The following is a 26,317-nucleotide window of genomic DNA, read 5'->3' as shown; positions in this document are numbered from 1 at the left end:
AGAATTCTCATGCCCGAGCACCCCCTCAACGTCCTGTTCTTATGCACCCACAATTCGGCCCGCAGCATTCTGGCCGAAGCCCTGCTGAACCATATCGGCCAAGGCCGCTTCAAGGCGTTTTCAGCCGGCAGCAGGCCGCGGGAAAATCAGCAACCCAACCCACTGGGGCTTCAGGTTCTGGAAACTGCGGGCATCCCGACCCAGGGGCTGCGCAGCAAAAGCTGGGATGAGTTTGCCTTGCCCGGTGCCCCCGTGATGGACCTGGTGATTACTGTCTGTGACGACGCTGCAGGCGAAGCGTGCCCGTTCTGGCCAGGTCACCCCGCTACCGTCCATTGGGGTTATGCCGACCCGTCAGCGGGCGACGGCAACGATGCGCAAAAGCTGGAGGCTTTCCGACAGACATTGCATGCGATCCACCGCCGTCTGGAACTGCTGGTCAATCTGCCGCCAGCCAGCCTTGGCAAATTGATGCTGCAAAACAGCGCACGTAATTTGGCGGATTCATGAGCCAGCTGTCGACCAGCCCGGACCGTCAAGCGCATTCCCAGGCCGCCCCGCCACGTTTAAAGCACCAGCTGCTGGCCGAGTTTTTCGGTACCGCCGCCTTGCTGTGCGCCGTGATCGGCTCCGGCATCATGGCCGAGCGCCTGAGCGGCGGCAACACCGCCATAGCCCTGCTGGCCAACACGCTGGCCACCGTGTTTGCCCTCTACGTGCTGATTGAAGTGTTGGGCCCCGTAAGCGGCGCCCACTTCAACCCGCTGGTAACCCTCGTTTTATGGTCAAGAAGCACCCCAACCCATGGCGGACGGACGCCAACCGCCCTCTTTCTTATAGCGGGTCAATTGCTGGGTGCGGTGTCAGGCGCCTGGCTGGCCCATGCCATGTTCGACATGAGCGTGCTGCAGTTCAGCAGCAAGCTGCGCAGCGGCTGGGGTCAATGGCTGGCCGAAGGCGTGGCCACTGCCGGGCTGATTCTGGTGGTGCTGCGCGCGCCCAAAGGCAAGGCAGCGGCGCTGGTGGCCTGCTACATCGGCGCGGCTTACTGGTTCACGGCGAGTACTTCGTTCGCCAATCCGGCCGCTGTGCTCGGGCGCATGCTGTCAGACAGCTTTGCTGGCATTGCGCCCATCAGTGCGCCAGGTTTTGCGGTGGCTGAGGCCGCCGGGGCGGTGGCAGGTGTGCTGCTCAGTCGATGGCTGGGTGCCACCGGCGCGCAACCCCACGCGGACGGAGTGCAGCACCCTTGATCAATCCTCAGGTATGCCGATGGCCTCAGGTGGCCATCATTCCAGCCACTTCTGGAAAAACTGCGCCTGCCCCATGGCCGGGTCCAGCTGGTAGCCGGCAAAGCCCACGCGCTCATAGAGCCTGATGGCGCTTTGGTTGCCTTGCAGGACTTCCAGCGTGAGCTTGCAGGCGCCGCGTTCGCGGGCAATCTGGTCGACCAGCGCCAGCATGCGCTCGCCCACCCGCTGCCCGCGGTGGCCGGGCAGCACGGCCACGTCATGGATATTGACCAGCGGACGGCAGGCAAAGGTGGAAAAACCCTCGATGCAGTTGATCAGGCCCACGGGCTGGTCACCAGCAAAAGCCAGCACGCTGAAGGCTTGGGGGCGCGCAGCCAGTTCTTTCACCAGGTGGGTCTTTGCAAAGTCACTGAGGGCCTTGCTGCCACCGGCTCCGTCCCGTGCGTAGGCATCCAGCAACTCGACCACTGCGCGGGCGTGTACCGGATGGGCGTAGTCGGCCCGGCAAATGTGCAGGTTGGGGGAGGCAAATTCAGTCACGCGGGGTTCTTCCGGTCAACAAATGATGAGGTGATTTTAAAGACCCCCTCCAGATGCTGTGCCAGCCACCGGCGAGTCGGAAACGAGTCAGAGGCGATAGAGGCGTTTTGCGTTGTCACCCATGATGGCCGCCTGCTCCTGCACGCCCAGCCCGGTCAGCAGGTGCTGCGTTTCGCGCCACCACTGGCCATAGCTGCCGGCGAGTTCCAGTACCGGCCAGTCACTGCCCCACACCACGCGGGAGGGGCCAAAGCACGCCAGCACATGCTCAGCCCATCGTCGTACCGCTCCGGGCGCCGGTGCCGGGCCGGCCTCGGTCATCAACCCGGAGAGTTTGCACATGGCCTGCGTTTGCGAAGCCAGCCGGGCCATCCCATCGGCCCAGGGCTGCCATTCGTTGGCGGCAATCGCCGGCTTGGCTCCATGGTCTATCACCAGGCGCAAATCCGGGTAGCGCAGCGCCAGCGTCAGGATGTGCGGCAGGTGAACTGGCTTGACCAGGGCATCGAACACCAGGCCGCCATCGGACATGGCGCGCAATGCGGGCGCCAGCGCCGGTTGCAGTATCCACGCGGGGTCGCCAATGTCCTGCAACATCGGGCGCAAGCCCTTCAGGCGCGGATGACCTGCCAACGCTGCCATGCGGGCAGGCGCATCAGCAGCCAGAAAATCCACCCAGCCGACCACCCCCAGCACCGCTGGATGCGCATCGGCCTGCGCCAGCAGGAAATGCGTTTCAGCTTCCGTCGGCGCGGCCTGCACCAGCACGCCGCCGGTGACGCCGTGCGGCATAGCTTGGGCCTGCCAGTCCGTCACGGCCACATCACGGCAGATGGGTGCCAGCGCCGGATCTCGCGCGGGGTTCAACCAGCCATAGTCGCCGCGCGCCAGCTGCCAACAATGAAAGTGCGCGTCAATGCTCATGGCGTAGGTGCCTCGGCGGGCAACAGGCCCTGCTCACGCAGCGCCGTCCAGAAGCCGGGCTGGATCCGGTGCTGCAGCATGGCCAGCGCATCCTCCCATTCAGCGACCTGACGGGCGCCCAGCATCACGATTTCCACCGCCGGATGCGCCAGCGGAAATTGCAGCGCCGCCGCGCGCAGCGGCACGCCGTATGCCTCGCACACCGCTTCGATCCTTGCCGTGCGCTCCACCCAGGTCCCTGCGGCCGGCGCGTAGTTGAACGTCGCCGCACCGTGCCGGGTGCCTGTGGCAAGAATGCCGGAGTTGAAGACGCCGCCCAGCGCAATGCGCACGCCGCGCGCCACGCATTGCGGCAACAGTTCGGGCAGCGCGCTGTGGTCCAGCAGGCTGTAGCGTCCGGCCAGCATCAACACATCCAGATCGGCCTCACGCAGCACCTGCAGCACCACATCCACGTCGTTGGTGCCCAGGCCGATGGCGCGTACCAGGCCCTCCTGTTTGAGCTGGCGCAACGCCGGCAGGGTTTCATCAATCACCTGCCTGAGCACTTCGGGCGCGCGCGCGCCGTGGGTCGCCGCATCCGGGTCGTGCACATACGCCACGTCCAGCCTCGAAAGACCCAGGCGCTGCAGGCTGTCCTCCACGCTGCGGCGCGTGCCCGCCGCGCTGAAGTCCCAAACCTGGCGAAAAGGAAGAATATCGACATAGCCATGCTGGGCGCGGGGCGCGCCGGCATCCGGCACCAAGACGCGCCCCACCTTGCTCGACAGCACAAAATCATCACGCGGATGGCGGCGCAGCCTATCGCCCAGCCGGCGTTCCGACAGGCCATGTCCGTAATGAGGTGCGGTATCAAAACTGCGGCAACCGCTGGCCCAGGCGGCGTCAACCAGCGCCTGGGCGTCGTCATCCGTGACGGCACTAAACAGGTTGCCCAAGGGCGCACCGCCGAGACCAAGGCGTAGCTGGCTGGCAGCGCAGGGAGGAAAAACTGGTGGCATGGCAGGGTAAATCCCGATAAAAGTTCAGCTATGGTATAGCTAACATGTCAGTCATCAACACGGGGAAATCCCGTGGTTTGGCAATTAATTAACTTCCAGCAGCACCGCGCACGTCAACACCAGCCACAAGTCCACAAGCCACCATCCACAGCTGACCACAACCCGCCCGCCCCTGCGCATCCTGTCCCTGCCATGCTGAAAAACATTCCGCCCCTCCTCACGCCCGACGCACTTCACGCGCTGGCCAGCATGGGCCATGGCGATGATGTGGCCATTGTCGATGCCAACTTTCCGGCAGCCCGCGTGGCCCAGCAAAGCGGCGCCCGCCTGGTACAACTTGCCGGAACCAGCGCACCGCAAGTTCTCAACGCCGTATTGCAGTTGCTTCCGCTGGACGATTTTGTGCCCGATGCCGCCTGGACCATGCAGGTGGTCGGCAATGCCACGGCCATCCCCGCGCCGGTGGCCGAATTTGCATCGGCGCTGGCCCAGGCCGGCGAGCGCCCTGCGGTTTCCCTGGAGCGCTTTGATTTTTACGAACGCGCGCAGTCAGCCTACCTGATCCTGCAGACCGGCGAGCAGCGCAAGTACGGCAACATCGTGCTGCGCAAAGGCGTCATTGCCAGCGACGACGAATGACCAAGGCATGAGCACCACCACCCACCACCCCGCTCCCACCAGCCTGCGCGCGCAGGCCTACGAGAGCTTTCAGCAGCAGATCGTCGATGCCAATATCCGGCCCGGCCAGTTCATCTCGCAGCGCGAATTGATGCAGCTGCTGGGCATGCCGCTGGGCGCGGTGCGCGAGCTGATTCCACGCCTGGAGGCCGAAGGCCTGCTCAAGACCGTGCCGCAGCGCGGCCTGCAGGTCGCCCATGTCGACCTGAAGCTGATCAACAACGCCTTCCAGTTGCGCCGGCTGCTTGAGCGCGAGGCGGCGAGCCGCTTTGTCACCACCGTGTCCGATCGCGACCTGGCCGCCATCGAGCAGGCCCACCTCGACATCGTGCGGCGCGCACGCCTGACGGCGATCGACGACGACCTGCTCAAGGACGCCACCGCGGTGGACTGGGGCCTGCACGACCTGATGATTGACGCACTGGGCAACGAGCTGATTTCCGAGGTCTACCGCATCAACAGCCTGCGCGTGCGCCTCATCAAGCTCGAAGGCTCCACCCTTTCACCCGAAGTGCTGATTCCCGCCATGGAAGAGCACCTCTGGTTTATAGACGCCCTCAAGCGGCGCGACCCGCAAGCCGTGGTCGACCGCCTGAGCCACCACATCGAGAGTGCGCACCGTCGCGTACTCGGACTGCCGCGGCCGGACATGCCGTGGTCTTTGGAGAAACTTTTATGACCGAACCCCAAACTTCCACCAAATCGCTGGCATTCCGTGGCATCTGGCCCGCCCTGCTCACGCCGCTGCATGCCGACCTGAGCATTGACCACGCCAAATTGGCAGCCCATTGCAAGTCGCTGATCGCCAGCGGCTGCCCCGGCGTCACTGCTTTTGGCACCACCGGCGAAGGGCCCTCGTTTTCCCTGGCCGAGCGCAAGGAGGCGATTGAGCAGCTGATTAAAAACGGCATCCCTGCCGGTCAGATCATGGTCTCCACCAGCTGCGCGGCCCTGCCCGAAACCCTGGAGCTCACGCGCCACGCGGTGAACGCCGGTGTGCACGGCTGCCTGATGCTGCCGCCCTTCTTCCTCAAGGGTGTTTCAGACCAGGGAGTCATCGATTGCTACCGCTATGTCATTGACGGGCTGGCCGATGACAGGCTCAAGCTTTACCTGTACCACATTCCGCAGGTCACCGGCGTCGGCCTGTCACACCACGTGATCAGCACGCTGAAAAACATGTACCCCAATACCATTCTGGGCATCAAGGACAGCGCCTGCAGCACAGAGCATTCCGTCGGCCTGGCCAATGCGTTCATGAAAGACCTGACGGTGTACGTCGGCTTCGAGCCGGACCTGCCGGAAATGGGCCGGCGCGGCAGCACCGGCGCCATCAGCGGCCTGGCCAACTTCATGCCGCGTGTGGTCAAGCGCCTGGTGACCCAGCCCGACGCCGCAACAACGCCTGCCGAACGCGAGCGCATCATCAAGTTGCTTGGCCTGCTCGAAGGCTACTCATTGATGCCGGCGCTCAAGGGCATCATGGCCATGTTGAGCGGTGACCAGACCTGGCTGCGTGTGCGTGCGCCGCTGGTTGCTCTGACACCTGACGAGTTCAAGGCCCTCGAAAAGAGCATCACCGCTTTCGGTATTGATACAAAATCCGACTGACCCGCATCAGGCAAGCCTGATCCGCATTCAACGAGTTTGCAAGCGACTTAACGACAAAGGAGACACCATGAAAACTTCCCTGAACAACATTTTTCGCCGCAGCCTGCTGGCCACCGCTTCCGCCGTGATGCTGATGGGTGCCCTGCTGCACAGCATCCCGGTACAGGCACAGGCGCAAAACAAGATGGTGCTGCGCATATCCACCCCGGCCGTTCCCGACGACTGGCATGCCAAGATGTGGACAGTCTTCAAGGACAACCTGGAAAAAAGCGCGCCCGGCGAATTCGACGTGCAGATCAACCTGAACGCGTCGCTGTTCAAGCAGGGAACCGAGCCGGCGGCCATGGCGCGCGGAAATCTGGAGCTCTCCTCGATCTCCGCCTTTGACATTGCCAAGCTGATTCCCGAGTTCTCGGTCTTCACTGCAGGCTATATCGTGCGCGACCCGGACCACCAGCAAAAGGTGTTCAACGGCCCCATTGGCACCGAGATGTTCAAGACGGTGTCTGAAAAAATGGACGTGACGCCGCTGTCCACCGTGTACCTCGGCACCCGGCAGGTCAACCTGCGTGAGGCGCGCAATGTCAAGACCCCTGCCGACCTCAAGGGCATCAAGTTGCGCATGCCCGGCTCCAAGGAATGGCTGTTCCTCGGTGAAGCGCTGGGCGCCACCGCCACGCCCCTGGCTTTTGGCGAGGTCTACCTGGGCCTGAAGACCGGCACCATCGATGGTCAGGACAATCCCCTGCCTTCCGTGCGCGCCGCCAAGTTCTATGAAGTGACCAAGCAGATCGTGTTGACCAGCCATCTGGTGGACGGCATCTTCATTGCGATCTCCAACAAGGCGTACAACGCCATGAACGCAACGCAAAAGCAGAAGGTCAAGGCGGCTGCGCAGGCGGCATCAAGCTACAACAACGAGAACCGCCTGAAGGAAGAAGCGCAGCTGGTTGATTTCTTCAAGCAACAGGGCCTGCAGGTCACCACGCCCGATGTGGATGCCTTCCGCAAGTCGGTGCAGGCCACCTACCTGAACTCGGAGTACGCCAAAGCCTGGCCCAAAGGCCTGCTTGAGCGCATCAACGCCACCAAGTAAATCCGGCACGCCACATCCCCATGAAAACCTGGCCTAAAAAGGCTGCCGACCTGATCGGCGGCGGGTTATTCCTGACTCTGTTCATCGTGTTTGTGATCCAGGTCACGGCACGCTTCGGGTTCAACAAACCGATGGCATGGACCGACGAAGCCGCCGTGATCCTGTATGTCTGGGTCATTCTGTGGGCTGCTGCTTTTATCGTGCCCGAGCGTGAACACGTGGTGTTCGACCTGGTCTGGAACAGCGTCAGCCGACGCGCCCGGCAGGTGATGCAGATCGCAGGCAACCTGATGATTGGCGGGCTGGCGCTGTGCGGCATTCCGGCCAGCTGGGACTATGTGCATTTCATGGCCCGGGAAGGAACACCCGTGCTGGGCCTGTCCTTCATGTGGGTGTTTTTGCCTTTTGTGCTGCTGCTGGCGGCACTGGTTGTTCGCTCTGCGTGGGCCATCTGGAACGCGATTCGGGGTGTTGGTCTTGAAGCGGAGTTGCGCATATGACATCCGGAATCCTCGTTCTTGTTCTCGTGCTGGTGGCCGGCATGCTGCTGCGCATGCCCATCGGTTTTTCGATGCTGGCCTCGGGCATTGCCTACCTGATGGTCAAGGGGCAGGACATCGGCCTGGTGGCCGAGCAGGTGGGCAACGGCCTCTACAACAGCTATGTGCTGCTGGCCGTGCCGCTCTTCGTGTTTGCGGCCAACATCATGAACGCCGGCACGGTGAGCGAGCGCATTTTTGACTTCTGCCGCATCCTGGTCGGGCGCGTGCGCGGCGGCCTGGCGCAAGTGGATATTCTGGTGAGCGTGGTGTTCTCGGGCATGAGCGGCAGCGCCATTGCCGACGCCGCCGGGCCCGGCCTGGTCACCATTCGCCAGATGCTCAAGAAGCCGGAATACACACGCGGCTTTGCGGGTGCCGTGGTGGTGGCCAGCGCCACACTCGGACCCATCATTCCGCCTTCCATTCCCATGGTGATTTACGCCCTGGTGTCGGGCGCTTCGGTGGGGGCGCTGTTTCTGGGTGGTGTGGTGCCGGGCTTTTTGATGGCATTTTTGATGATGGCAGTGGTGCATTTCATTGCCGTGAAACGCAACATGCCGCGTGAAGACAAAATTCCGCTGAGTGAATGGCCGAGCATCATCTTTCGCGGCGCCCTGCCGCTGTCCATGCCCATCGTGCTGCTCGGTGGCATTTACTCCGGCGCCTTCACGCCCACAGAAGCCGCCGCGGTGGCTGCTTTTCATGCGCTGGTGCTGGCGGGGGTGGTTTACCGCGCGCTGACCTGGCGCACCTTCTGGGGCGTGATCATGGAGTCCACCCGCGGCAGCGCCGTCATCACCATGATCCTGGCCGGCTCCTTCATGCTCAATTACGCATTCACCGCCGAAGGCGTGCCGCAAGCCATGGCCACGTGGGTCGACAGCATGCAGCTCTCGCAGATCAAGTTTTTGCTGCTGGTCAACGTGATGTTCCTGGTGCTGGGCTGCTTTCTGGATGTGTCGGTGCTGCTGCTGGTGTTTGTGCCCATGCTGCTGCCCGCGGCCAAGCTGCTGGGCGTGGACCTGGTGCACTTTGGCGTGCTGGTGGTGCTCAACATGATGATCGGCCTGATCCACCCGCCCTTTGGCATGCTGCTGTTCGTAACCAAGGCGCTGACCGGCATCCCGATTGGCGAAATGATGAAAGAAGGCTGGCATTTCCTGGTCATGCTGCTGCTCTTGCTGCTCGCCATGACCTGCTTTCCACAAATTGTGCTGTGGCTGCCGCAAACCATGGGCTACGGAGGCAAATAGTGAGCCACCCGGATAGCCCCGCCGGCGCCGCAGAGCCCGTAGCAATAACAGCCACCGAAGCGCCTGCCGAGGTGGTCTGCGTGGCCAGCTGGAATGCCGACCTGGTGTCGCACGTGGCACGGCCTATCGCTCGCGGCGAGACGCTGATGGCCAGTGCATTCAGCATCAGCCCCGGCGGCAAAGGCAGCAATGCGGCCGTCGCTGCCGCCCGCCAGGGCGCGCGCGTAGCGCTCATCGCCCGCATCGGCGACGACGACTTCGGGCGTATGGGCATGACGCTGTGGCATGCCGAAGGCGTCGCCACCGACCATGTCGAGCACGCCGCCGGCGAATGCAGCGGCGTGGCCCAGATCCTGGTGTATGACGATGGCGACAACAGCATTGCTGTCTGCCCCGGCGCCGGCTCCGGCCTGGGCGCATCGCAGGTACAGGCGGCCCATGGTGTGCTGCGCAGCTGCCGCGTCGTGATGGCGTCCTGCGAGGTGCCTGTAGAGGCCACGCTGCAGGCCTTCCGGCTGGCCCGCGAAGCCGGGGCCATCACCCTGCTGAACCCCGCGCCGGCACGTCCCCTGCCTGAGGAGTTGCTGGCACTGGTCGACGTTCTCACGCCGAACGAAAGCGAGCTGTATCAGCTCGCCGGTGCGGAGCACTCAGGATCGTTGGACGCCGCCGCAAATCACCTGCTGGCAGGCGGAACCGGTGCGGTGCTGGTGACGCTGGGCGCTGCCGGCTGTCGCCTTTATCAAGGCAGACAGACCCCGATCGGCCTGGCCGGACGCAGCATGCCCGTGCTGGACACCATAGGCGCAGGCGACACCTTCACCGGTACGCTGGCAGCGGCCCTGGCACGCGGCGAGCCACTCGCGAGCGCCATGCAATGGGCCAATGCCGCGGCGGCCCTGTCAGTGACCAGGCGTGGCGCGATCGACGGCATTCCGGCACGCGCAGACGTTGCGGCCCTGATGAGCCAGGTCGCCAGGTAATCTCCCCGATGCGGGCAGCTGGTTAGCCAATCAGCCCTTTTGCAAAATCCATGCGGCCGCACACACACTTTTTATAGCGCGCAGCACTTCACCTGGGCCTCAGCAAGAAACTAGGCGTGCGCAAAGTAGACGAACGTGCTGCGCGGAAAGATGTGCCGATAGAAGGGGCGCGCAAGAACACGCGCCAGGTTTTTGGCCGCGAGCATGCCGGATGCGCTGTTGTACAGCTTGAAAAAATTGGGTCGCACCGGCTTCAGGCCCAGCGTTTTACCGAACGCAACCAGCGAATCGTGATTGAAGGCGTTGACGTGTTCAAGCGGCGCGATGGGCATTTGATGCGCTGGCGAAAGCGCGCCGAAATCACCGTGCCGGGCCAGCTTTTTCAGCGACGGCCCTGCGTTGGGCACGCTGATTTTGATGAGCCCGTCCGCAGCCAGCGCCTGCGCCAGGCGCTCAAGAACCGCCCGAGGCTCAGTCAGGTGCTCGAAGACCTGTTCTGTATGGATGAAATGAAATTTTTTGGCGGGCAGATCGGCGAGCTCGACAACCTTGATTCCCACCGATCGGCCATGCCGGATGCGTTCTTCAGACAGCTCAACACCATACACATCACAGCCATACGCCATGGCCATGCGGGACCAGTGTGCCCATCCGAACCCAAAGTCCAGAACACTCAATTCGCCCGGTGGAACGCCGAAGTATTGAATGACATACTGAACCTGCTCAGCCAGGTAGCGGTAGTCGTCAAGACTGTAGTTCCGATGGGTCCGGTCCAGCTCGGTGCCAGGAACCCAGCCGTTGTAGATTTCATCCAGCAATCGGTCATCAGGCACCTGCTTTTGAAAGGCCAGGGTGCAGCTGTTGCAGCGCACCAGCTCATAGGAACAGGCATCAGCAGCGCTGCTGGCATTGCCTTCGTAGTGCCTCGCCATATAGCTCCTGATGCCCGGGCCGCCATACGACTCTTCGTAAACGACAGACAGCGAATCCGACAGGCAGCCGGGACACTGATTTCGGGATTTCATGACAGGGCGATAATCTTACTGTGTTAGTTAATTGGTCCGTCCCGAACTCGAAGGCAACAAGGGCATCGAGGCAGACTGCGAGCCAGTAGCGCGCCGATGCGCAGCCGCAAGGTGGTGATCGAGGATGGGACGTGGCGCTGCGTGCGCTGGGCTTCCCCGAGGCTTGTAATGCGTGGGTAGGGCAGACTCTTGGCGTTTTGCGCCGTTTTTTTTACCCCCGGCTTCATCGGGGTGGGTCAACCGCTGAGCGAGCAAGAAACCGTAGGCGGCGATGCTCAGGCTGGCGTGATGATGAAAGCCCCGCCAGCCCCGCCCCTCGTAGTGGCCCAGGCCGAGATCCTGCTTGAGGTCTTGGTAGTCGCGCTCGATACGCCAACGCATCTTGGCTTCAAACACCATGCGCGCCAGCGGTGTGTCCTCGGGCAGTGTGGACAGCCAGTACTTGAGCGGCTCTGCATCACCCTTGGGCCACTCGATGAGCAGCCACTCGGGTTCGCGCAATTCCTCGCGCAGGTTGTCCCGGTGCGCTGCGCGCACCCGCACGCGGGCGAAGCGCGAACGCAGCCTGGCGTTCGTTCCTTCGCGCCAGGTGACGGTGTGCCAATGCTTGGCTCCAAGTTCCAGGGCGAGTTCCTTGATCGATTGCGGATGGTGTTGCGGCAAAGCGGTGCCGCCCAGGCGCAGTCGCTTGGCCAGGCGCCCGCGCCCCCCGTAGGCCGCCGGCGGCAAGGGCTCGCGCCCGGGCGGCCAGACCGTGACGCTGCCGGTGACGCCCACCGCATAGCGCAGGCCCAACTCACTCAGGCGTGCGCGAAATGCCGTGTCCACGCCGTAGCCGGCATCGGCCAGAACACAGTGTCGGGGCGCACCCTGACCCATCAAATGCTCGATCTGCTGCAATGCGATCTGCGGCTTGGTCGCGAACTGCAGTGCCTCGGGGACGCCGGCCTTGTCGCGGCGCGCCGGGTCGTCGGCCCACTCGCGCGGCAGGTACAACTGCCACGCTACCGGCACGCTGGCCGCCTCGCACGCCAGCGACACGCTCACGGCCACCTGGCAATTGTCCTGCTTACCCAGCATCCCGCAGTACTGGCGTGCCACGCCCACCGAGTGCCGGCCCTGCTTGGGGAAACCCGTGTCGTCGATGATCCACCAGCCGCCGTCCTTGAGGTCCATCAGCGGCACCACCCATTGGCACACACGCAGCAGCATCTGCCCATCCGACCAGTTCGCATCGGCCACGAAGTGATGCAGCGACTGGTGCCGCGAGCGCACCTTCAGCGGGTCCATGTGCGCGGCCATCGGCTCGACGCTCTTGCGCTGCAGCGGCGACATCAGGCCGGTGCAGTACCCACGCAGTCCGGCGTGCCGGTCCGCATGGCCCAGACCTTCGCTCAGATGCGCCATGTAGCGATCAAACTCTTGCAGTTCGTCCATCAAGGCTCACCTTTCAGTTGAAGATGTGCAGATAATGCCTTGATTTATAACACAGTAAGAATAAGGCATTGACGTTCCGTGTGTAAAAAGGAATACGGTGAATGCCGGAGGGCACGCCGGACAAAGGTCACGGGTGCAGTCGCACATTCAACGCGCATCGGAAAAGCAAGCGCACTTGCCAGCCATTTGTGCGACCGCGTGTGAAATGGTGAGAAGCTCGACCAAAGCGGTTGCGCACGCAGCCACTCTATCGCTCATGAGCTCCCCGGCGGTAACCCTATGTAATGAGGTGCTCGTTCACGTTTGTGCGAGGTGGGCAGGTACTGCCACACCCTGCACTGCCTCTGCACAGGCTGTGGCGCAGGACTCCGTACGATGCTGAAGGGTCCTGCTTTCAGCATGTGCAACCGGCCCGTACAGGCATCACGCAGGCGGTACCTGTTTTTATCGCCCAAAAGCCCTTGCCGGCAGACGGTGGCATTCGTGCTCAGGGGGCTCACGATTGGTTTGCCTTCGCACCAGGGCTCGAACACTGGCAGAAATGCGCAGTACTCGACGCGGGCCTCAAGGCTTTTACACAAACGAGCACATGGTTACACAAACACTCTGCGCATTTCACTGAAGCCTCGCTCACCGCACCCGCATCCTGTCTGCGCAGGATCGGGTTTTATCCTCAGCGACAAAACATGCGTAGCCATTGAAAATGGCGATCGCCGGAAGCTACAAACTCCATGGCACCCTGGGGCACCAGGGCCTAGTGGGCGGCTCGCTCGAACTTGAAAACGCCCGGCTCGCGCACGGGATCCACCTCGACCGGGATCACGCTCTTGGGCGGAAAGCGCCCTTCCAGCAACAGCCTGGACAGCGGATTTTCGATGCGCTGCTGGATGGCGCGCTTGAGTGGCCGTGCGCCAAACACCGGGTCGAAGCCGACCTTGGCCAGCTCGGCAATTGCCGCCTCCGAGACTTCCATCGCCAGGTCCATTTTCTGCAGGCGCTCCATCAACACCTTGAGCTGGATACGCGCGATCGACTCGATGTTCTTCGCGTCGAGCGCATGAAACACCACGGTCTCGTCAATGCGATTCAGGAACTCCGGGCGGAAGTAGTTCTTCAGCTCGTCGGTCACCGCGTCCTTGATGTCTTCGGCCGGCTGGCCAACCATGGACTGGATAATGGGTGAACCGATGTTGCTGGTCATCACGATCACGGTGTTTTTAAAGTCCACGGTGCGGCCCTGGCCGTCGGTCAGGCGCCCATCGTCAAGCACCTGCAACAGTACGTTGAACACATCGGGGTGAGCCTTTTCAATCTCGTCGAGCAGCAGCACGCTGTAGGGTTTGCGGCGCACGGCCTCGGTGAGATGACCGCCCTCCTCGTAACCCACATAGCCGGGAGGCGCCCCAATCAGGCGGGCGACCGAGTGCTTCTCCATGAACTCGCTCATGTCAACGCGGATCAGGTGGTCTTCACTGTCAAACAGGAAGCCTGCCAGCGCCTTGCACAGCTCGGTCTTTCCCACACCCGTCGGGCCAAGGAACAGGAAGGAGCCGGTCGGCCGATTCGGATCGCTGAGACCCGAACGCGAACGGCGGATCGCGTTGGCGACTGCGCCTATGGCCTCGTCCTGGCCGACCACGCGCTCATGCAGTTTTCCCTCCATCAGCAGCAGCTTGTCGCGCTCGCCCTGCATCAGCTTGCTGACCGGAATACCGGTGGCACGCGCGACAACCTCGGCAATCTCTTCGGCGCCGACCTGGGTACGCAGCAGCTTGGGCACATCGCTGGTTTCCTTCTGCGCCTCGGTGTCCTGCGCGGCCTTGAGGCGTTTTTCAAGTTCGGGCAGCTTGCCGTATTGCAGCTCGGCAACCTTGTTGAAGTCGCCCTTGCGGGTGAACTCTTCAATCTGGAAGCGGATGCGGTCGATCTCTTCCATGACGTCCTTGGAGCCGAGCGCCTGGGCTTTTTCGGCCTGCCAGATTTCGTCGAGATCGGATATCTCCTTCTGCAGCTTGGCGATCTCCACTTCGATCAATCCAAAGCGCTTTTGCGACGCTTCGTCTTTTTCGCGGCGCACGGCTTCACGCTCGATCTGCAGCTGGATCAGGCGCCGGTCAAGGCGATCCATCACCTCGGGCTTGGAGTCCATCTCGATCTTGATCTTGGCCGCTGCCTCGTCAATCAGGTCGATGGCCTTGTCGGGCAAAAAGCGGTCGGTGATGTAGCGGTGGCTGAGTTCGGCCGCAGCCACGATGGCCGGGTCGGTGATCTGCACACCATGGTGGACTTCGTATTTTTCCTGCAGCCCGCGCAGGATGGCAATGGTGGCTTCCACCGTGGGCTCGTCCACCAGTATCTTCTGGAAGCGACGCTCCAGGGCGGCGTCCTTTTCAATGTACTTGCGGTATTCGTCCAGGGTGGTGGCACCCACGCAGTGCAGCTCGCCACGCGCCAGCGCGGGCTTGAGCATGTTGCCGGCATCCATGGCGCCTTCTGCCTTGCCGGCGCCGACCATGGTGTGCAGCTCGTCGATAAAGACGATGGTCTGGCCTTCATCCTTGGCCAATTCATTGAGCACGGTTTTCAGGCGCTCTTCAAACTCGCCACGGAATTTGGCCCCGGCCAGCAAGGCGGCCATGTCGAGTGACAGCACGCGCTTGCCCTTCAATGAATCGGGTACCTCGCCAGCCACGATGCGCTGGGCCAGGCCCTCGACGATGGCGGTCTTGCCGACGCCGGGCTCACCAATCAGCACCGGGTTGTTTTTGGTGCGGCGCTGCAGCACCTGGATGGCACGCCGGATTTCATCGTCGCGCCCAATCACCGGATCGAGCTTGCCCAGGCGTGCGCGCTCTGTCAGGTCCATGCAGTATTTCTTCAGGGCTTCGCGTTGGCCCTCCGCATCAGCGCTGTTCACGCCCTGCCCGCCGCGTACCGCGTCAATCGCCGCTTCCAGCGACTTGCGGGTCAGGCCGTTTTCGCGAGCGATCCTGCCCACGTCGGCCTTGCTGTCGGCCACGGCCAGCAAAAAAAGCTCACCGGCAATGAACTGGTCATTGCGCTTGATCGCTTCTTTTTCGGTGGCCTGCAGCAACCGGGCCAGCTCGGGGCCGACCTGGATCTGGTCCTGACCCTGCACCTGGGGCAGTTTTTTGACGGCGCTATCGGCCGCCTGGGTCAGCCCATTGACATTGACGCCGGCCCGCTCCAGCAAGGCGCGGGGGCCGTCATCCTGGCGCAGCATGGCCGCCAGCAAATGAGCAGGCTCGATGTAGCCGTTGTCGTTGCCGAGTGCCAGCGACTGTGCATCGCTGAGCGCTTCCTGAAATTTGGTGGTGAGTTTGTCCTGGCGCATGAGGCGTCCCTTCGAATTTGATTGCTGTTGATCTGGGGCTGGACCAAAGCTTTTTCAATAGCGCCGACAACCGGCGGGTCTGGCCAGCGGCTACCCCGAGGCCCCCCGGCATGCGGGCAGCGGACTAGAATCATTGACATGAACATACATCAGGTTTCGGTCAATTACGCGCCGGAACAGGACCGTTTATTGATACGGATCAATGGCAAGGAAGGCGGCGAGCTGCGCGCCTGGCTGACCCGGCGCCTGGCCCTGGCCCTGTTGCCAGTACTCAACCAATCGGCAACCGCCCAAATGACCAAGCTCGCGGGTCCCGCGGCGCCCGCGGCCAGCCTGGACGAACAGCGCGACCAGCTGCTGGACACCTTCCAGAAAGAGGCATTGCTGCGCACCGGCGACTTCAAGACGCCCTACGAAGACCGGCAGGGCCAGCCCGCCAATGCCGTGCTGGGCCCCGAGCCGCTGCTGCTGACCGAAGTCAAGGTCACGTTGATGAGCAGTGGTCAGCTGCGCCTGCAGATGCTTGAAAAACTGCCAGGCAGTGACACCGTACGAAATTTTCAGGTCATGATGGATGGGCAGCTGACCAACGGCTTGCTGCACCTGCTGCACCAGAGCCTGAACGCCTCACAGTGGCTGGAGCCTGTGGCGCCCGCCAACCTCACGCCAGCCGGCAGCTCCGAGGTGCCCGAGCTGGCCATTGAGCCCGCCAAGCCCAGGTACCTGAACTGAATGACAGCAGACCACGGCAGACAGCGACAGACAGTGGCACGCTGGTCTGGGTGGGTGTCTCACGCTGACCGCGTGCATTGTCTTCGCGGACTCGATCAGTGGGTTATTCAACCCGCCTTGGGCATATCCAGCGAGAAGCCGGCGACTTTCTTGTAGTACTCTGAAATCCTGCGCAGTTCCTGCTGGCTGATCAGCTCGTCGATGTTCGCAAAGGGTTTGCCGCCGCTCAGCTCATCGACCTTGATGTTGATGAAGTCGGGCGGCACCGAGCGGTTGGTCAGCACAAGCTGTGCCGTCGGAGCCAGCCGCAGTTCCTCGTAAGCCTGCAGCGCGGCGCGCGCATCGCCGCCCGCGTGGGCCGCAAGCTGTTCAGCCAGCACCCGCGCGTCAATCAGGGCCTGGGCCGAACCGTTGGAGCCGCGCGGGTACATCGGATGCGCCGCATCACCGAGCAGGGTGACGCGGCCAAACGTCCATTGGGGCACCGGGTCCTTGTCCACCATCGGGTATTCAAGGATCTGCCCGGCACTGGTAATCAACGCGGCGACATCGAGCCAGGGGAAACGCCAATCCTTGAAGATGTCCAGAAAGTCCTTCAGGTCGCCCGGGCGGTTCCAGTCGTTCATCGCCGCGTTGTCACGCCGGATTTCAGCGACCCAGTTGATCAGTTGGGTACCTTCATCATCCACCCGGTCGACGATGGGGTAGATCACCATCTTGCCGGTGTGGAGGGAGCCCACGCGCAGATAACTTTTGCCCGTCAGAATGGGCTGGTGGCGCGTGACGCCGCGCCAGGTGTTGATGCCGGCAAAAGCGACCTTCTCGTCAGGATAGAACTGGCGGCGCACGGTCGAGTTGACACCGTCACAGGCAATCACCACGTCGGCTCGCCGGGAGGGCAAGTCTGCACCGCTTGACGTCTGCGTGAAATGAACCGTGGCGCCGCTGTCGTCCTGGTCCACGCCGGTGCAACGGTGGTCGGTGTGAACGGCGCCGCTGCCCAGGCGCTCCAGCGCCGCTTCGTACAGCAGCCGGTGCAGCTTGCCGCGCGGGATGCCAATTTCCGGCAAGTCATAGCCGGCATGGCGCCCGCGTGGCTCTTTGTAGATGAACTGGCCGAAGCGGTTGAAAAACACGCTTTCCTCGTTTTCAATACCGGCAGCTTCGAGCTGCGGCTGCAGGCCCAGCGCCGCCAATTCACGCATCGCGTGCGGCAACAGGGTGATACCGACACCGACCTCCCGGACCTCCGGGACGGTTTCAAAGACATCGCATGCCAGACCGCGTTGTTTGACTGCCAGCGCCAGGCTCAAGCCTCCTATGCCGCCGCCAACTATTGCAATCTTCATGGTGTTCTCGTCGGTTAGTGGCTCTTATGGGGTGAACAGAGACCGGTCTTTTAAATACGAAACAGTTATGCTACACATTTGATAGCATATTGAGCTTGCAGCAGACTCAGTCCGCGGCGATGTTCTGTGTCTTGATCAGTTCGGCCCAGCGCTTCGCATCTTTTTCAACCAGACGCCGGAAGTCCGCCGGCGTGCTGCTGCCGGGGTCCATGCCCTGGGCCTGGAAGGCTTTCTTCACCTCGTCGCTCAACAGGATGTCCCTGATCTCACGGTTCAGCACGGCCACCAGATCCGGTGGCGTGCCGGCGGGCGCGAAGATGCCGTACCACATGTCCACGTTGACGTTACCGGTCCGGCCTTCAGCCAAGGTGGGAAGCTCCGGCAGCAAGGGGTGGCGCCTGTCGCTGCCAAGGCCCAGTGCCAGCAGCCTGCCCGCCCTGACATGCGGCAAGGCCACATGGATGGGTAAAAACATGGCGTCGATCTGGCCACCGATCAGATCCGTCACCGCAGGGCCGGTGCCGCGGTAGGGAATATGCGTGACAAACACGCCAGCCGTGGTCTTGAGCAGTTCCATGGCCAGGTGGTGCGGCGTGCCAACACCGGGCGAGCCATAGTTGATGCGTCCGGGGGCTCTACGTGCGGCGGCGACCAGGTCCGTCGCGGTTTTGAAGCCGGTTTTCGGGTTTGCCACCAGCAGAAGCTGTCCCCAGCTGGTCAGCGAGACCGGTGTCAGGTCTTTGACCGGGTCAAACGGGAGTTGCGGGTACAGGCTGGCATTCATCACCAGCGTATTGACGGTTACCAGCAAGGTGGCACCGTTGGGCGCCGCGCGCACCACGGCTTCGGTGCCGATGTTGCCGGAGGCCCCGGCGCGGTTGTCCACCACCACCGGCCGCCCGAGGCGCTCGGACAGCCGGGGGCCCACGGTGCGGGCAATCAGGTCGATGCCGGTGCCCGGGGTGAAAGGAACGATCAGGCGAATGGGGCTTTGGGGCAGCGCCGCGGTCTGCGCCAGCACATTTGCACCGGTGGCCGCCGCAGCCAGCAGCATGCCCAGCCTGAGCACCAGCTGGCGACGGCACGAAAAGGTAATCGTCATCAACAAGTCTTATTTGGTTTGTATGCTAACCAGTATTTGGCAAAATCAACAGGGCACAATCCATGAATTCCCTGAGCCCCCGAATACTTGGATACCGTAGTCTTTCCTTAGCCCCTGAGTTGACCGGCTCTGACCAGATACTGTGCCTGCCTTCCATAACCTTTCCAAACTTTACGCGCGCCCCGGTTTTTTGCTGCGTCGCGCGCACCAGATCTCGGCCGCCGTTTTCGAAGACGAATGCCGCAGTGTCGGGCTGACACCCGCGCAGTTCGGCGTGCTCAGTGTGCTGCGCGCCAGCCCTGGCCTGGACCAGTCCACGCTGGCACGCGCGCTGGGTTTTGACAAGGTGACGGTGCTGCGCGTGTTGCGCGGCCTGGAAACGCGGGGACTGATAGAGCGCGTGCCCGCACCTTCGAGCCGGCGCAACTTGTCGATTTCCCTGTCACCCGAGGGGCTCGCCCTGCTGAAACAGGCACAGGAACCCGCCGAGCGCGCCTACAGCCGCCTGATGGCGCCGCTGGACAATACGCAGCAAAACCAGCTGGTCCAGCTGCTGCAGTTGCTGACAGCCGGGCTGGAAGACGAGGCGCGGGCCCCTTTTGTGCCTCCAGCGCAAGATACGGACGAGCCCAGGGGTATGCCGGGGGCGAAGTAATGTTTGGTACTCCGACCCAGAAGTACTAGCCATTGGTGGCTTGTATGCCCCATTTGGCCAGTGCGGCATCGTCGCTCACGCGCGCATCGACCCAGCGCGCGCCCTCTGGCGTCTGCTCTTTTTTCCAGAACGGCGCCTGGGTTTTCAGGTAGTCCATCAAAAATTCACAGGCCTTGAAGCTTTCACCGCGGTGAGCGGAAGTCACCGCCACCATGACCACCTGATCCAGCGGCTGCAAAAGTCCGACACGGTGGATCACCCGAACGCCAAAAATATCGAAGCGCACCATCGCCTCGTCGATCATGGCCTCAATGGCTTTTTCGGTCATGCCGGGGTAGTGTTCCAGTTCCATCGAAAGCACCTCCCCTTGCTGGGCCGACGAACGCAGCGACGGGCCGCCCCTAGCAAGTTCAGCCCCCTCGGGGGGCAGCGCAGCACACGCAGTGGCAAGTGTGGGGGCCATATTGCGGTCCCTCACGGTGCCCGTGAAAGTGCATACGGCGCCGACCCGGCTGTCATTCGCGCGCAGAACAGCCACCTCATCGGCCAGGTTGAAGTCTTCGGTCGTGATCAGAACGCGGGATAGAGCCATAGTTGCAATTTTGCCACCAGCCCCCAAAAGCCGGATACATACCGTAAGATTTGTCGCATGACTGGCTGCACAAACCTCCTCACCGCCTGGATGCCCAACGGCAGCCGTGGCCATGAGGCGTGCGCCAGCAAGTCAAAAAAACCGTTGCTCATTTGACCGGGGCTGCGGTTCCGTCGTCGAATGAGCGATGGAGCCGCCAGTTACTTTCAGGTCTTTCCTGCGTGCACCACCTCTTGTTTTGACGATGGCCTTCCAAGCCGGTCAGTTTTTAAGGATGTGTCTTCATGCAAACAGCGCGCAATGCAAACCAGGTAACCCCGGTAACTCCGGATTTCTCGGGGCTCTGGATCCCGCTTGTCACCCCTTTTGACCACGGCCAGGTTGACCATGCGTCCTTGAAGCGCCTGGTGGCGCACTACCGCGGCAGCGGCATTGCCGGCCTGGTGGCCTGCGGCTCCACGGGCGAAGCAGCAGCCTTGAGCGACGAAGAGCAGCTGGCCGTGCTGCAGGCCGTCATGCGGGAAGCACCTGAACTGCCGGTGGTCATGGGCCTGTCGGGCTACCACCTGGGGAAAACCGCGGCGCGCATCAAAGTGCTGGGCGAGCTGGGCATTGCCGGCATCCTGCTGCCCGCGCCCCACTACATCCGGCCTGCCCAAGCCGGCCTGATCGAGTGGTTTACCCAGCTGGCCGACGCCAGTGCCGTGCCGGTCATCCTGTATGACATTCCCTACCGCACCGGTGTGAAGATCGAACTGGAGACCCTGAGGGCGCTGGCCAGCCATCCACGCATCTGCGCCATCAAGGACTGCGGTGGCGACGCAGACAAAACGCAAGCGCTGATCAGGGACGGCCGCCTGCAGGTCTTGTGCGGCGAGGATGGCCATATTTTCTCCACCCTGGCGCAAGGCGGCCATGGTGCGATTGCGGCGGCGGCCCATGTGCACACGCGGCGTTTCGTCCAGGGGATGGATCTCATCAGGACCGGCGATGAGGCGCAGGCCCGCACGCTGTGGGAGCCGCTGCTGCCGCTGATTGAAGGCTTGTTCGCCGAACCCAGCCCAGGCCCGCTGAAAGCCCTGCTCGCGCGCCGGGGACTGGTTCGCGAAGAACTTCGCAGCCCCATGACCCCGGCCTCTGGCGCGCTGGTTGAACGCCTGCAGCGGCTGGATGGGTTGATCGGGTAAATCAGCCGCCGGTGACGGGCGGGAAAAAAGCGACTTCGCAGCCTTCGCTTAAAACGGCCGACTCGTCACTCATGACCTGGTTCAGCGCCATGCGCACAGACTTGCCGCGTGCCAGGCTGTCGGCATGCGCGGGGCTGGCGGCCAGCAGTTCGTCGCGCAGGGCCGCCAGCGTGCCGGCGGCGGTTTCGCGCAACTCGCTACCCCGCCCGATGGCCTCACGGATGGACGCAAAATACCTGACCGTGACTTTCATGAATGGGCTTTCACGAGAGAAGCTCCGAAAACGGGATGAACTGTACGCTGTCGCCGTGCGCGATGGTCTGCCCCGCCGGGTTGTCCACCAGGCCGTCGCCCCAGACCGCCGAGGTCAGTACGCCAGAACTCTGATTGGCAAACAGGTCCAGCCCGCCGGCAGCATTGCGTCGCACCCGCAGGAACTCGCGGCGCTTGTCGGCCCTGGGCCAGCTGAAATGAGCGGGAACAGTGACTGATTTCATGGCCACCTGGCTCGCACCCTGCAGCTTGAGCAGAAAGGGCCGCACCAGTAGCAGGAAGGTCACGAAGCTGGAAACAGGGTTGCCCGGCAGGCCGATGAAGTGCGCCGGCCCGACCTTGCCATAGGCAAACGGCTTGCCCGGCTTGATCGCGATCTGCCAGAGATCGAGTGACCCAAGCTGCTGCACCGCAGGCTTGATGTGATCTTCTTCACCGACAGACACGCCGCCGCTGGTCAGGATCAAATCGTGCGCCTGGCTGGCGCTGCGCAGCGCGTCCAGCGTGGCATCGCGCCGGTCCGGCACGATGCCCATGTCGGTCACCTCGCAGCCCAGACGCGACAGCAAGGCGCGCAGGAAGAAGCGGTTGGAGTTGTAGATGGCGCCCGGCCGCATCTGCTCTGGAGCAACTTCGCCGGGCATGACCAGCTCATCGCCGGTGGAAAACAGTGCCACCCGCGGCCGACGTGCCACTTGCAGAAAATTCCTGCCAATACCGGCTGCCAGCCCAAGTGCGGCAGGCGTTAGTCGTTCCCCTTTTGATAGCACGACGGCGCCGCGCATGACATCCTCGCCGGCACGGCGAATCCACTGCGCGGGTTTGGGCGCCTGCGTGATGCGGATAAAACCTTGCGGGTCCGCCAGCACTTCGCAGTCTTCCTGCATCACCACCGCGTCGGCCCCGGCCGGGATAGGCGCGCCGGTGAAGATGCGCGCGGCCGTGCCCGGCTCCAGCGCACTGCCTGCACTGCCGGCGGGAATGCGTTGCGACACACGCAAAGCCGTGCCGGCGTGCTGTACTTCAGCTGCGCGCACGGCGTATCCGTCCATCGAGCTGTTGTCTTCGGGCGGCACCTGCAGCGCGGAAACCACATCTTCGGCCAGCACGCGGCCATCGGCCTCGAACGTCGAGACCGTTTCCGGGCCAGCCAGCGGCAGGGCTGGGGTCAGCAGTTCGGCCAGCGCGTCGTCAAGCGGCCTGAGCGCGGGACGGGCAGCTGGTGCAGCGGGGCTGGATGTAGGGGTGGCTCGGGAGGTGTTCATGCATACGACTCGGGGCGGTAGGCAAAGCGTTCCTGATTGTCAATCAACCACTGCGCCAGGGCATCAACATCGTTCAAATCCAGCACCGGCCTGAGGGTGGTTTGCGGCAGTTGCTCCGGCGAATCGGTCGCAATGGCCACCACAAAATCGTCGTCCGGATAACGTGCAGGCTTGCCGGACGATGCACGCCAGACTTCTATTTTCAGCAGGTCGCTGCTTTTGAAGCCTTCCACCAGCACCCAGTCCACACCCTCGTACAGTTCGGCAATCAGGTGGTGCACCGACAGGGTCTTGGGCTGCTCGAATTCGCGGATCAGCGCCAGCCTGTTTTCCGACGCGACAACCACCTCGAAGGCCCCGGCCTCCCGGTGACGGTAGGTATCCTTGCCCGGGTGGTCGATGTCGAATTTGTGGTGCGCATGTTTGACGACCGAGACACGCAGGCCACGCAGCTTGAGCGCGGGAATCAGCCTTTCCACCAGCGTCGTCTTCCCCGAGCCGGAATAGCCGGCAAATGCAACCACGTTCATAAACAGTTTTTCACCGATCCTGGTTTGCTACTGATTCAATGGCTGGTAATGCCCGTCCGAAAAGGACTGGAGAGCCACTCAATGCACATTGTTGGCGATATAGGCCTTGACCAGGTCAACATCGGCGGGCATGACCTGCACACGCTTGGGCAAGTCCTCTATGCCTTCGAACTTTGCGGGCCGGGTCGGCAAGCGGCCCAACGCCTCTTCGATGGTTTCGGCGAACTTGATCGGCAGGGCCGTCTCGAGCACGATCATGGGCACACCCACCTGCAGGTGCGTACGCGCCACCTTCAGGCCGTCGGCGGTATGCGTATCGATCATGGTACCCAGGCGCTGGAAGGTGTCGCGAATCGTCTGCAACCGGTCGGCGTGGGTGCTCGTGCCGCTGGCAAACCCGTAGCGCTGCGCGGCTGCCTGGAAGGCGGCATCGCCGCTCAGGTCAAAACTGCCCTGTGCCGACAACCGGTTTCCGAACAGTTCGGCGATGCGCGTCGCGTCCCGGCCCAGCAGGTCGAACACAAAACGCTCGAAGTTCGAGGCTTTGGAAATGTCCATTGACGGGCTGGAGGTCTCATGCGTGTCGGCGCCGGCCCGCACGCGGTAGACCCCGGTGCGAAAGAATTCGTCCAGCACGTCGTTCTCGTTGGTCGCCACCACCAGCTTGGCAATGGGCAAACCCATCATGCGGGCCACATGGCCGGCGCAGACATTGCCGAAGTTGCCCGACGGCACGGTAAAGCTGACTTTTTCGGTGTTCGATGTCGTGGCTTCGAAATAGCCGGCGAAGTAATACACCACCTGCGCCATCAAGCGCGCCCAGTTGATGGAATTGACCGTGCCAATCTTGTACTGGCGCTTGAAATCCAGGTCATTGGACACCGCCTTGACGATGTCCTGGCAGTCATCAAACACGCCTTCCAGCGCGAGATTGTGGATGTTCGGGTCCTGCAGGCTGAACATCTGCGCCTGCTGGAACGGGCTCATGCGGCCATTCGGCGAGGTCATGAAAACCCGCACGCCCTTTTTGCCGCGCATCGCGTATTCGGCCGCACTGCCGGTATCGCCGCTGGTGGCCCCCAAGATGTTCAGCTCTTCGCCGCGGCGGGCCAGTTCGTACTCGAACAGGTTGCCCAGCAATTGCATGGCCATGTCCTTGAAGGCGAGTGTGGGGCCGTTCGAGAGGGCTTCGAGGTACAGGCCCTCTTGCAGTTTTTTCAGCGGAACGATCTCTTTCGTTCCAAAAACCTCTTCGGTATAGGTCTTCTCGCAGATCGCCTTCAGGTCCGCCGGCGGAATATCGTCGACATAGAGCGACAGGACTTCAAACGCAAGGTCGCCATAGGACAGGCCGCGCCATTTCGTCAGCGTCGCGTCGTCCACCTGCGGATAGCGCTCCGGCAGGTACAAACCGCCATCAGGCGCCAGACCTTCAAGCAGGATTTCGCAAAAGCGCTTGCGGTCAGCCATATCGCCGGATGCGGCGCGGGTGGAGATGTAGCGCATCATCGACCGCCCGGCCGCCCGAAGGCCGATGCGCCCCCCGGGGGGGCGAGAACAAAGTGAACGTGGGGGAATTTCATTTAAGCCAGTTCCTCCTTGCGGATACGCGTGATCGGTGCCAGCACCGTGGGCAGTGCCTGCATCTGCGCCAACGCGTCGTTCATCTTCGCCTCCGCACAATCGTGCGTGAGGATGATGAGATCGGTTTGCGTGGAGCCCTCGCCGCCCACTTCGTCGGCTTCACGCTGCAACACGGCGTCTATGCTGATGCCGGCGTCAGCCAGAATTCCAGTGACCTTGGCCAGCACACCGGCTTCGTCAGCCACTTTAAGACGCAGGTAATAACTGGTGACCACATCACCCATGGCGAGCACCGGCGCGTCGCTCATCCAATCGGGCTGGAACGCCAGATGCGGCACGCGATGCGCCGCGTCGGCGGTGTGCAGGCGGGCAATGTCCACCAGGTCGGCAATCACGGCGCTGGCGGTGGGCTCGCTGCCCGCGCCCTTGCCGTAATACATCGTGGTGCCGACGGCGTCACCATGCACCATCACGGCGTTCATCGCGCCTTCCACATTGGCAATCAGGCGCTTCATCGGCACCAGGCTGGGATGCACACGCAGCTCGATGCCCTTGGCGGTATTCTTGGTGATGCCCAGCAGCTTGATGCGGTAGCCGAGCTGCTCGGCGTACTTGATGTCCTGCGCACCTAGCCGGGTAATGCCTTCGACATAGGCTTTGTCAAACTGCACCGGAATGCCGAAGGCAATCGCCGACATCAGCGTGACCTTGTGCGCCGCGTCCACGCCTTCAATGTCAAAGGTCGGATCAGCCTCGGCGTAACCCAGGCGTTGCGCCTCCTTGAGCACCACGTCGAAGTCCAGGCCCTTGTCACGCATTTCGCTCAAGATGAAATTGGTCGTACCGTTGATGATGCCGGCGATCCATTCGATGCGGTTGGCCGTCAGTCCTTCGCGCAGCGACTTGATGATGGGAATGCCACCGGCCACCGCAGCTTCAAAGGCCACCATCACGCCCTTGCGGTGCGCTGCGGCAAAGATTTCGGTACCGTGCACCGCCAGCAAGGCCTTGTTGGCGGTCACGACATGCTTGCCTGCCTCAATGGCTTCCATCACCAGCTGACGGGCAATGCCGTACCCGCCGATCAGTTCAACCACGATGTCGATTTCCGGGTTGGCGATCACCGCGCGGGCATCAGCCACCACCTGCACGCCGTCGCCCACGGCCGCCCGGGCGCGGGCGGTGTCGAGGTCTGCCACCATGGTGATTTCAATGCCGCGGCCGGCGCGGCGCAGGATCTCTTCCTGATTACGCCGCAATACGTTGAACACGCCGCCGCCTACGGTGCCTATGCCCAGCAAGCCGACCTGGATGGATTTGAGATTTGTCGATTTCGGTTTCATGTTGCTC

At 62.6% G+C, this 26,317-nt stretch carries 26 protein-coding genes; 12 read left to right on the top strand and 14 right to left on the bottom strand.

All coding sequences use genetic code 11. The features are described 5' to 3' along the window. Window positions 1-9: 9 nt before the first annotated feature. Both BPRO_RS11025 and BPRO_RS11020 read left to right on the top strand, forming a co-directional pair. Window positions 10-510, top strand: coding sequence for an arsenate reductase ArsC (locus tag BPRO_RS11025; protein ID WP_011483141.1), 501 nt, complete (start codon window positions 10-12; stop codon window positions 508-510). Continuing rightward, window positions 507-1,253 carry an aquaporin gene (locus BPRO_RS11020; RefSeq protein WP_011483140.1) on the top strand — a complete coding sequence of 249 codons (747 nt, stop codon included), beginning with the start codon at window positions 507-509 and terminating at the stop codon, window positions 1,251-1,253. Before BPRO_RS11025 ends, BPRO_RS11020 begins: the two co-directional genes overlap by 4 nt. Before the next feature lie 36 nt (window positions 1,254-1,289). Here the strand turns inward: BPRO_RS11020 and BPRO_RS11015 are convergent, their stop codons facing one another. The 3 genes from BPRO_RS11015 to BPRO_RS11005 all read right to left on the bottom strand — a co-directional run bounded on the left by BPRO_RS11015 (window position 1,290) and on the right by BPRO_RS11005 (window position 3,718). Beyond that, a complete protein-coding gene (locus BPRO_RS11015) occupies window positions 1,290-1,793 on the bottom strand; it encodes a GNAT family N-acetyltransferase (RefSeq protein WP_011483139.1) in 504 nt (167 codons plus the stop codon). Between the two features lie 87 nt (window positions 1,794-1,880). Beyond that, complete coding sequence (locus BPRO_RS11010) at window positions 1,881-2,717, bottom strand: amidohydrolase family protein (protein WP_011483138.1); 837 nt, start codon at window positions 2,715-2,717, stop codon at window positions 1,881-1,883. Beyond that, window positions 2,714-3,718: an aldo/keto reductase gene (locus BPRO_RS11005; protein ID WP_011483137.1), complete on the bottom strand. Its 1,005-nt coding sequence runs from the start codon at window positions 3,716-3,718 to the stop codon at window positions 2,714-2,716. The genes BPRO_RS11010 and BPRO_RS11005 overlap by 4 nt, the downstream gene beginning before the upstream one ends. A gap of 192 nt (window positions 3,719-3,910) precedes the next feature. Between BPRO_RS11005 and BPRO_RS11000 the strand changes: the two genes are divergently transcribed. The 7 genes from BPRO_RS11000 (at window position 3,911) to BPRO_RS10970 (ending at window position 9,881) form a co-directional block, all read left to right on the top strand. Next, window positions 3,911-4,357, top strand: a complete 447-nt coding sequence (locus tag BPRO_RS11000; protein ID WP_011483136.1) for an RbsD/FucU family protein — start codon at window positions 3,911-3,913, stop codon at window positions 4,355-4,357. 7 nt (window positions 4,358-4,364) lie between these two features. Next, window positions 4,365-5,075 carry a GntR family transcriptional regulator gene (locus BPRO_RS10995; protein WP_011483135.1) on the top strand — a complete coding sequence of 237 codons (711 nt, stop codon included), beginning with the start codon at window positions 4,365-4,367 and terminating at the stop codon, window positions 5,073-5,075. Next, entirely contained in the window at window positions 5,072-6,007 is a 936-nt protein-coding gene (locus BPRO_RS10990) for a dihydrodipicolinate synthase family protein (protein WP_011483134.1), read from the top strand. Before BPRO_RS10995 ends, BPRO_RS10990 begins: the two co-directional genes overlap by 4 nt. Before the next feature lie 67 nt (window positions 6,008-6,074). Next, window positions 6,075-7,103 (top strand): sialic acid TRAP transporter substrate-binding protein SiaP, encoded by a 1,029-nt coding sequence (locus BPRO_RS10985; protein WP_011483133.1) that lies wholly within the window; start codon window positions 6,075-6,077, stop codon window positions 7,101-7,103. A 20-nt stretch (window positions 7,104-7,123) separates the two neighbouring features. Then, window positions 7,124-7,603 carry a TRAP transporter small permease gene (locus BPRO_RS10980; protein ID WP_011483132.1) on the top strand — a complete coding sequence of 160 codons (480 nt, stop codon included), beginning with the start codon at window positions 7,124-7,126 and terminating at the stop codon, window positions 7,601-7,603. Beyond that, on the top strand, window positions 7,600-8,898 hold the full coding sequence (locus BPRO_RS10975) for a TRAP transporter large permease (protein ID WP_011483131.1): 1,299 nt from the start codon (window positions 7,600-7,602) through the stop codon (window positions 8,896-8,898). Before BPRO_RS10980 ends, BPRO_RS10975 begins: the two co-directional genes overlap by 4 nt. Further along, entirely contained in the window at window positions 8,898-9,881 is a 984-nt protein-coding gene (locus tag BPRO_RS10970) for a ribokinase (RefSeq protein WP_011483130.1), read from the top strand. Before BPRO_RS10975 ends, BPRO_RS10970 begins: the two co-directional genes overlap by 1 nt. Window positions 9,882-9,991: 110 nt before the next feature. Here BPRO_RS10970 and BPRO_RS10965 read toward each other — a convergent pair whose 3' ends face one another. From BPRO_RS10965 to clpB, 3 genes are all read right to left on the bottom strand, one after another. Next, window positions 9,992-10,906, bottom strand: a complete 915-nt coding sequence (locus tag BPRO_RS10965) for a class I SAM-dependent methyltransferase (protein WP_011483129.1) — start codon at window positions 10,904-10,906, stop codon at window positions 9,992-9,994. Between the two features lie 27 nt (window positions 10,907-10,933). After that, window positions 10,934-12,343 (bottom strand): IS701-like element ISPosp2 family transposase, encoded by a 1,410-nt coding sequence (locus tag BPRO_RS10960; RefSeq protein WP_011483128.1) that lies wholly within the window; start codon window positions 12,341-12,343, stop codon window positions 10,934-10,936. Window positions 12,344-13,097: 754 nt separating this feature from the next. Then, a complete protein-coding gene (gene clpB, locus BPRO_RS10955; RefSeq protein WP_011483126.1) occupies window positions 13,098-15,698 on the bottom strand; it encodes an ATP-dependent chaperone ClpB in 2,601 nt (866 codons plus the stop codon). A gap of 138 nt (window positions 15,699-15,836) precedes the next feature. On the opposite strand from clpB, the gene BPRO_RS10950 reads away from it, so the two are divergent. Beyond that, window positions 15,837-16,430 carry a hypothetical protein gene (locus tag BPRO_RS10950; RefSeq protein WP_011483125.1) on the top strand — a complete coding sequence of 198 codons (594 nt, stop codon included), beginning with the start codon at window positions 15,837-15,839 and terminating at the stop codon, window positions 16,428-16,430. 107 nt (window positions 16,431-16,537) lie between these two features. On the opposite strand, the gene BPRO_RS10945 is transcribed toward BPRO_RS10950, so the two are convergent. Then, window positions 16,538-17,779, bottom strand: a complete 1,242-nt coding sequence (locus BPRO_RS10945; protein WP_011483124.1) for a flavin-dependent oxidoreductase — start codon at window positions 17,777-17,779, stop codon at window positions 16,538-16,540. A 106-nt stretch (window positions 17,780-17,885) separates the two neighbouring features. Further along, window positions 17,886-18,881, bottom strand: a complete 996-nt coding sequence (locus BPRO_RS10940) for a tripartite tricarboxylate transporter substrate binding protein (RefSeq protein WP_011483123.1) — start codon at window positions 18,879-18,881, stop codon at window positions 17,886-17,888. 142 nt (window positions 18,882-19,023) lie between these two features. Here BPRO_RS10940 and BPRO_RS10935 point away from each other — a divergent pair, with 142 nt between their 5' ends. Then, on the top strand, window positions 19,024-19,536 hold the full coding sequence (locus tag BPRO_RS10935) for a MarR family winged helix-turn-helix transcriptional regulator (protein ID WP_011483122.1): 513 nt from the start codon (window positions 19,024-19,026) through the stop codon (window positions 19,534-19,536). 25 nt (window positions 19,537-19,561) lie between these two features. Here the strand turns inward: BPRO_RS10935 and BPRO_RS10930 are convergent, their stop codons facing one another. Further along, window positions 19,562-20,128, bottom strand: a complete 567-nt coding sequence (locus tag BPRO_RS10930; RefSeq protein ID WP_011483121.1) for a molybdenum cofactor biosynthesis protein MoaE — start codon at window positions 20,126-20,128, stop codon at window positions 19,562-19,564. Window positions 20,129-20,412: 284 nt separating this feature from the next. Between BPRO_RS10930 and dapA the strand changes: the two genes are divergently transcribed. Continuing rightward, window positions 20,413-21,315 carry a 4-hydroxy-tetrahydrodipicolinate synthase gene (gene dapA / locus BPRO_RS10925; RefSeq protein ID WP_011483120.1) on the top strand — a complete coding sequence of 301 codons (903 nt, stop codon included), beginning with the start codon at window positions 20,413-20,415 and terminating at the stop codon, window positions 21,313-21,315. Window position 21,316: 1 nt separating this feature from the next. Here dapA and BPRO_RS10920 read toward each other — a convergent pair whose 3' ends face one another. The 5 genes from BPRO_RS10920 to BPRO_RS10900 all read right to left on the bottom strand — a co-directional run bounded on the left by BPRO_RS10920 (window position 21,317) and on the right by BPRO_RS10900 (window position 26,310). Beyond that, window positions 21,317-21,568, bottom strand: coding sequence for a MoaD/ThiS family protein (locus BPRO_RS10920; protein WP_011483119.1), 252 nt, complete (start codon window positions 21,566-21,568; stop codon window positions 21,317-21,319). Window positions 21,569-21,578: 10 nt separating this feature from the next. Beyond that, entirely contained in the window at window positions 21,579-22,853 is a 1,275-nt protein-coding gene (gene glp / locus BPRO_RS10915; RefSeq protein ID WP_011483118.1) for a molybdopterin molybdotransferase MoeA, read from the bottom strand. Beyond that, complete coding sequence (gene mobB, locus BPRO_RS10910) at window positions 22,850-23,383, bottom strand: molybdopterin-guanine dinucleotide biosynthesis protein B (RefSeq protein ID WP_011483117.1); 534 nt, start codon at window positions 23,381-23,383, stop codon at window positions 22,850-22,852. Before mobB ends, glp begins: the two co-directional genes overlap by 4 nt. A gap of 78 nt (window positions 23,384-23,461) precedes the next feature. Further along, window positions 23,462-24,889, bottom strand: a complete 1,428-nt coding sequence (thrC, locus tag BPRO_RS10905; protein ID WP_041389618.1) for a threonine synthase — start codon at window positions 24,887-24,889, stop codon at window positions 23,462-23,464. 77 nt (window positions 24,890-24,966) lie between these two features. Further along, window positions 24,967-26,310 carry a homoserine dehydrogenase gene (locus BPRO_RS10900; protein WP_011483115.1) on the bottom strand — a complete coding sequence of 448 codons (1,344 nt, stop codon included), beginning with the start codon at window positions 26,308-26,310 and terminating at the stop codon, window positions 24,967-24,969. Window positions 26,311-26,317: the final 7 nt, after the last annotated feature.

Origin of the sequence: Polaromonas sp. JS666 (genome assembly GCF_000013865.1) — a bacterium.
In the GTDB taxonomy this organism is placed as follows: domain Bacteria; phylum Pseudomonadota; class Gammaproteobacteria; order Burkholderiales; family Burkholderiaceae_C; genus Polaromonas.
Note: the sequence above shows the minus strand (reverse complement) of the source record. Positions and strands in the feature narration are given on the sequence as shown.

Bases quoted from the DNA above. Each gene is read 5' to 3' on its own strand.
- BPRO_RS11025 (WP_011483141.1), top strand. From the start codon at position 10: ATGCCCGAGCACCCCCTCAACGTCCTGTTCTTATGCACCCACAATTCG.
- BPRO_RS11020 (WP_011483140.1), top strand. From the start codon at position 507: ATGAGCCAGCTGTCGACCAGCCCGGACCGTCAAGCGCATTCCCAGGCC.
- BPRO_RS11010 (WP_011483138.1), bottom strand. From the start codon at position 2,717: ATGAGCATTGACGCGCACTTTCATTGTTGGCAGCTGGCGCGCGGCGAC.
- BPRO_RS11005 (WP_011483137.1), bottom strand. From the start codon at position 3,718: ATGCCACCAGTTTTTCCTCCCTGCGCTGCCAGCCAGCTACGCCTTGGT.
- BPRO_RS11000 (WP_011483136.1), top strand. From the start codon at position 3,911: ATGCTGAAAAACATTCCGCCCCTCCTCACGCCCGACGCACTTCACGCG.
- BPRO_RS10995 (WP_011483135.1), top strand. From the start codon at position 4,365: ATGAGCACCACCACCCACCACCCCGCTCCCACCAGCCTGCGCGCGCAG.
- BPRO_RS10990 (WP_011483134.1), top strand. From the start codon at position 5,072: ATGACCGAACCCCAAACTTCCACCAAATCGCTGGCATTCCGTGGCATC.
- BPRO_RS10985 (WP_011483133.1), top strand. From the start codon at position 6,075: ATGAAAACTTCCCTGAACAACATTTTTCGCCGCAGCCTGCTGGCCACC.
- BPRO_RS10980 (WP_011483132.1), top strand. From the start codon at position 7,124: ATGAAAACCTGGCCTAAAAAGGCTGCCGACCTGATCGGCGGCGGGTTA.
- BPRO_RS10975 (WP_011483131.1), top strand. From the start codon at position 7,600: ATGACATCCGGAATCCTCGTTCTTGTTCTCGTGCTGGTGGCCGGCATG.
- BPRO_RS10965 (WP_011483129.1), bottom strand. From the start codon at position 10,906: ATGAAATCCCGAAATCAGTGTCCCGGCTGCCTGTCGGATTCGCTGTCT.
- BPRO_RS10960 (WP_011483128.1), bottom strand. From the start codon at position 12,343: ATGGACGAACTGCAAGAGTTTGATCGCTACATGGCGCATCTGAGCGAA.
- clpB (WP_011483126.1), bottom strand. From the start codon at position 15,698: ATGCGCCAGGACAAACTCACCACCAAATTTCAGGAAGCGCTCAGCGAT.
- BPRO_RS10950 (WP_011483125.1), top strand. From the start codon at position 15,837: ATGAACATACATCAGGTTTCGGTCAATTACGCGCCGGAACAGGACCGT.
- BPRO_RS10945 (WP_011483124.1), bottom strand. From the start codon at position 17,779: ATGAAGATTGCAATAGTTGGCGGCGGCATAGGAGGCTTGAGCCTGGCG.
- BPRO_RS10940 (WP_011483123.1), bottom strand. From the start codon at position 18,881: ATGACGATTACCTTTTCGTGCCGTCGCCAGCTGGTGCTCAGGCTGGGC.
- BPRO_RS10930 (WP_011483121.1), bottom strand. From the start codon at position 20,128: ATGGCTCTATCCCGCGTTCTGATCACGACCGAAGACTTCAACCTGGCC.
- dapA (WP_011483120.1), top strand. From the start codon at position 20,413: ATGCAAACAGCGCGCAATGCAAACCAGGTAACCCCGGTAACTCCGGAT.
- BPRO_RS10920 (WP_011483119.1), bottom strand. From the start codon at position 21,568: ATGAAAGTCACGGTCAGGTATTTTGCGTCCATCCGTGAGGCCATCGGG.
- glp (WP_011483118.1), bottom strand. From the start codon at position 22,853: ATGAACACCTCCCGAGCCACCCCTACATCCAGCCCCGCTGCACCAGCT.
- mobB (WP_011483117.1), bottom strand. From the start codon at position 23,383: ATGAACGTGGTTGCATTTGCCGGCTATTCCGGCTCGGGGAAGACGACG.
- thrC (WP_041389618.1), bottom strand. From the start codon at position 24,889: ATGCGCTACATCTCCACCCGCGCCGCATCCGGCGATATGGCTGACCGC.
- BPRO_RS10900 (WP_011483115.1), bottom strand. From the start codon at position 26,310: ATGAAACCGAAATCGACAAATCTCAAATCCATCCAGGTCGGCTTGCTG.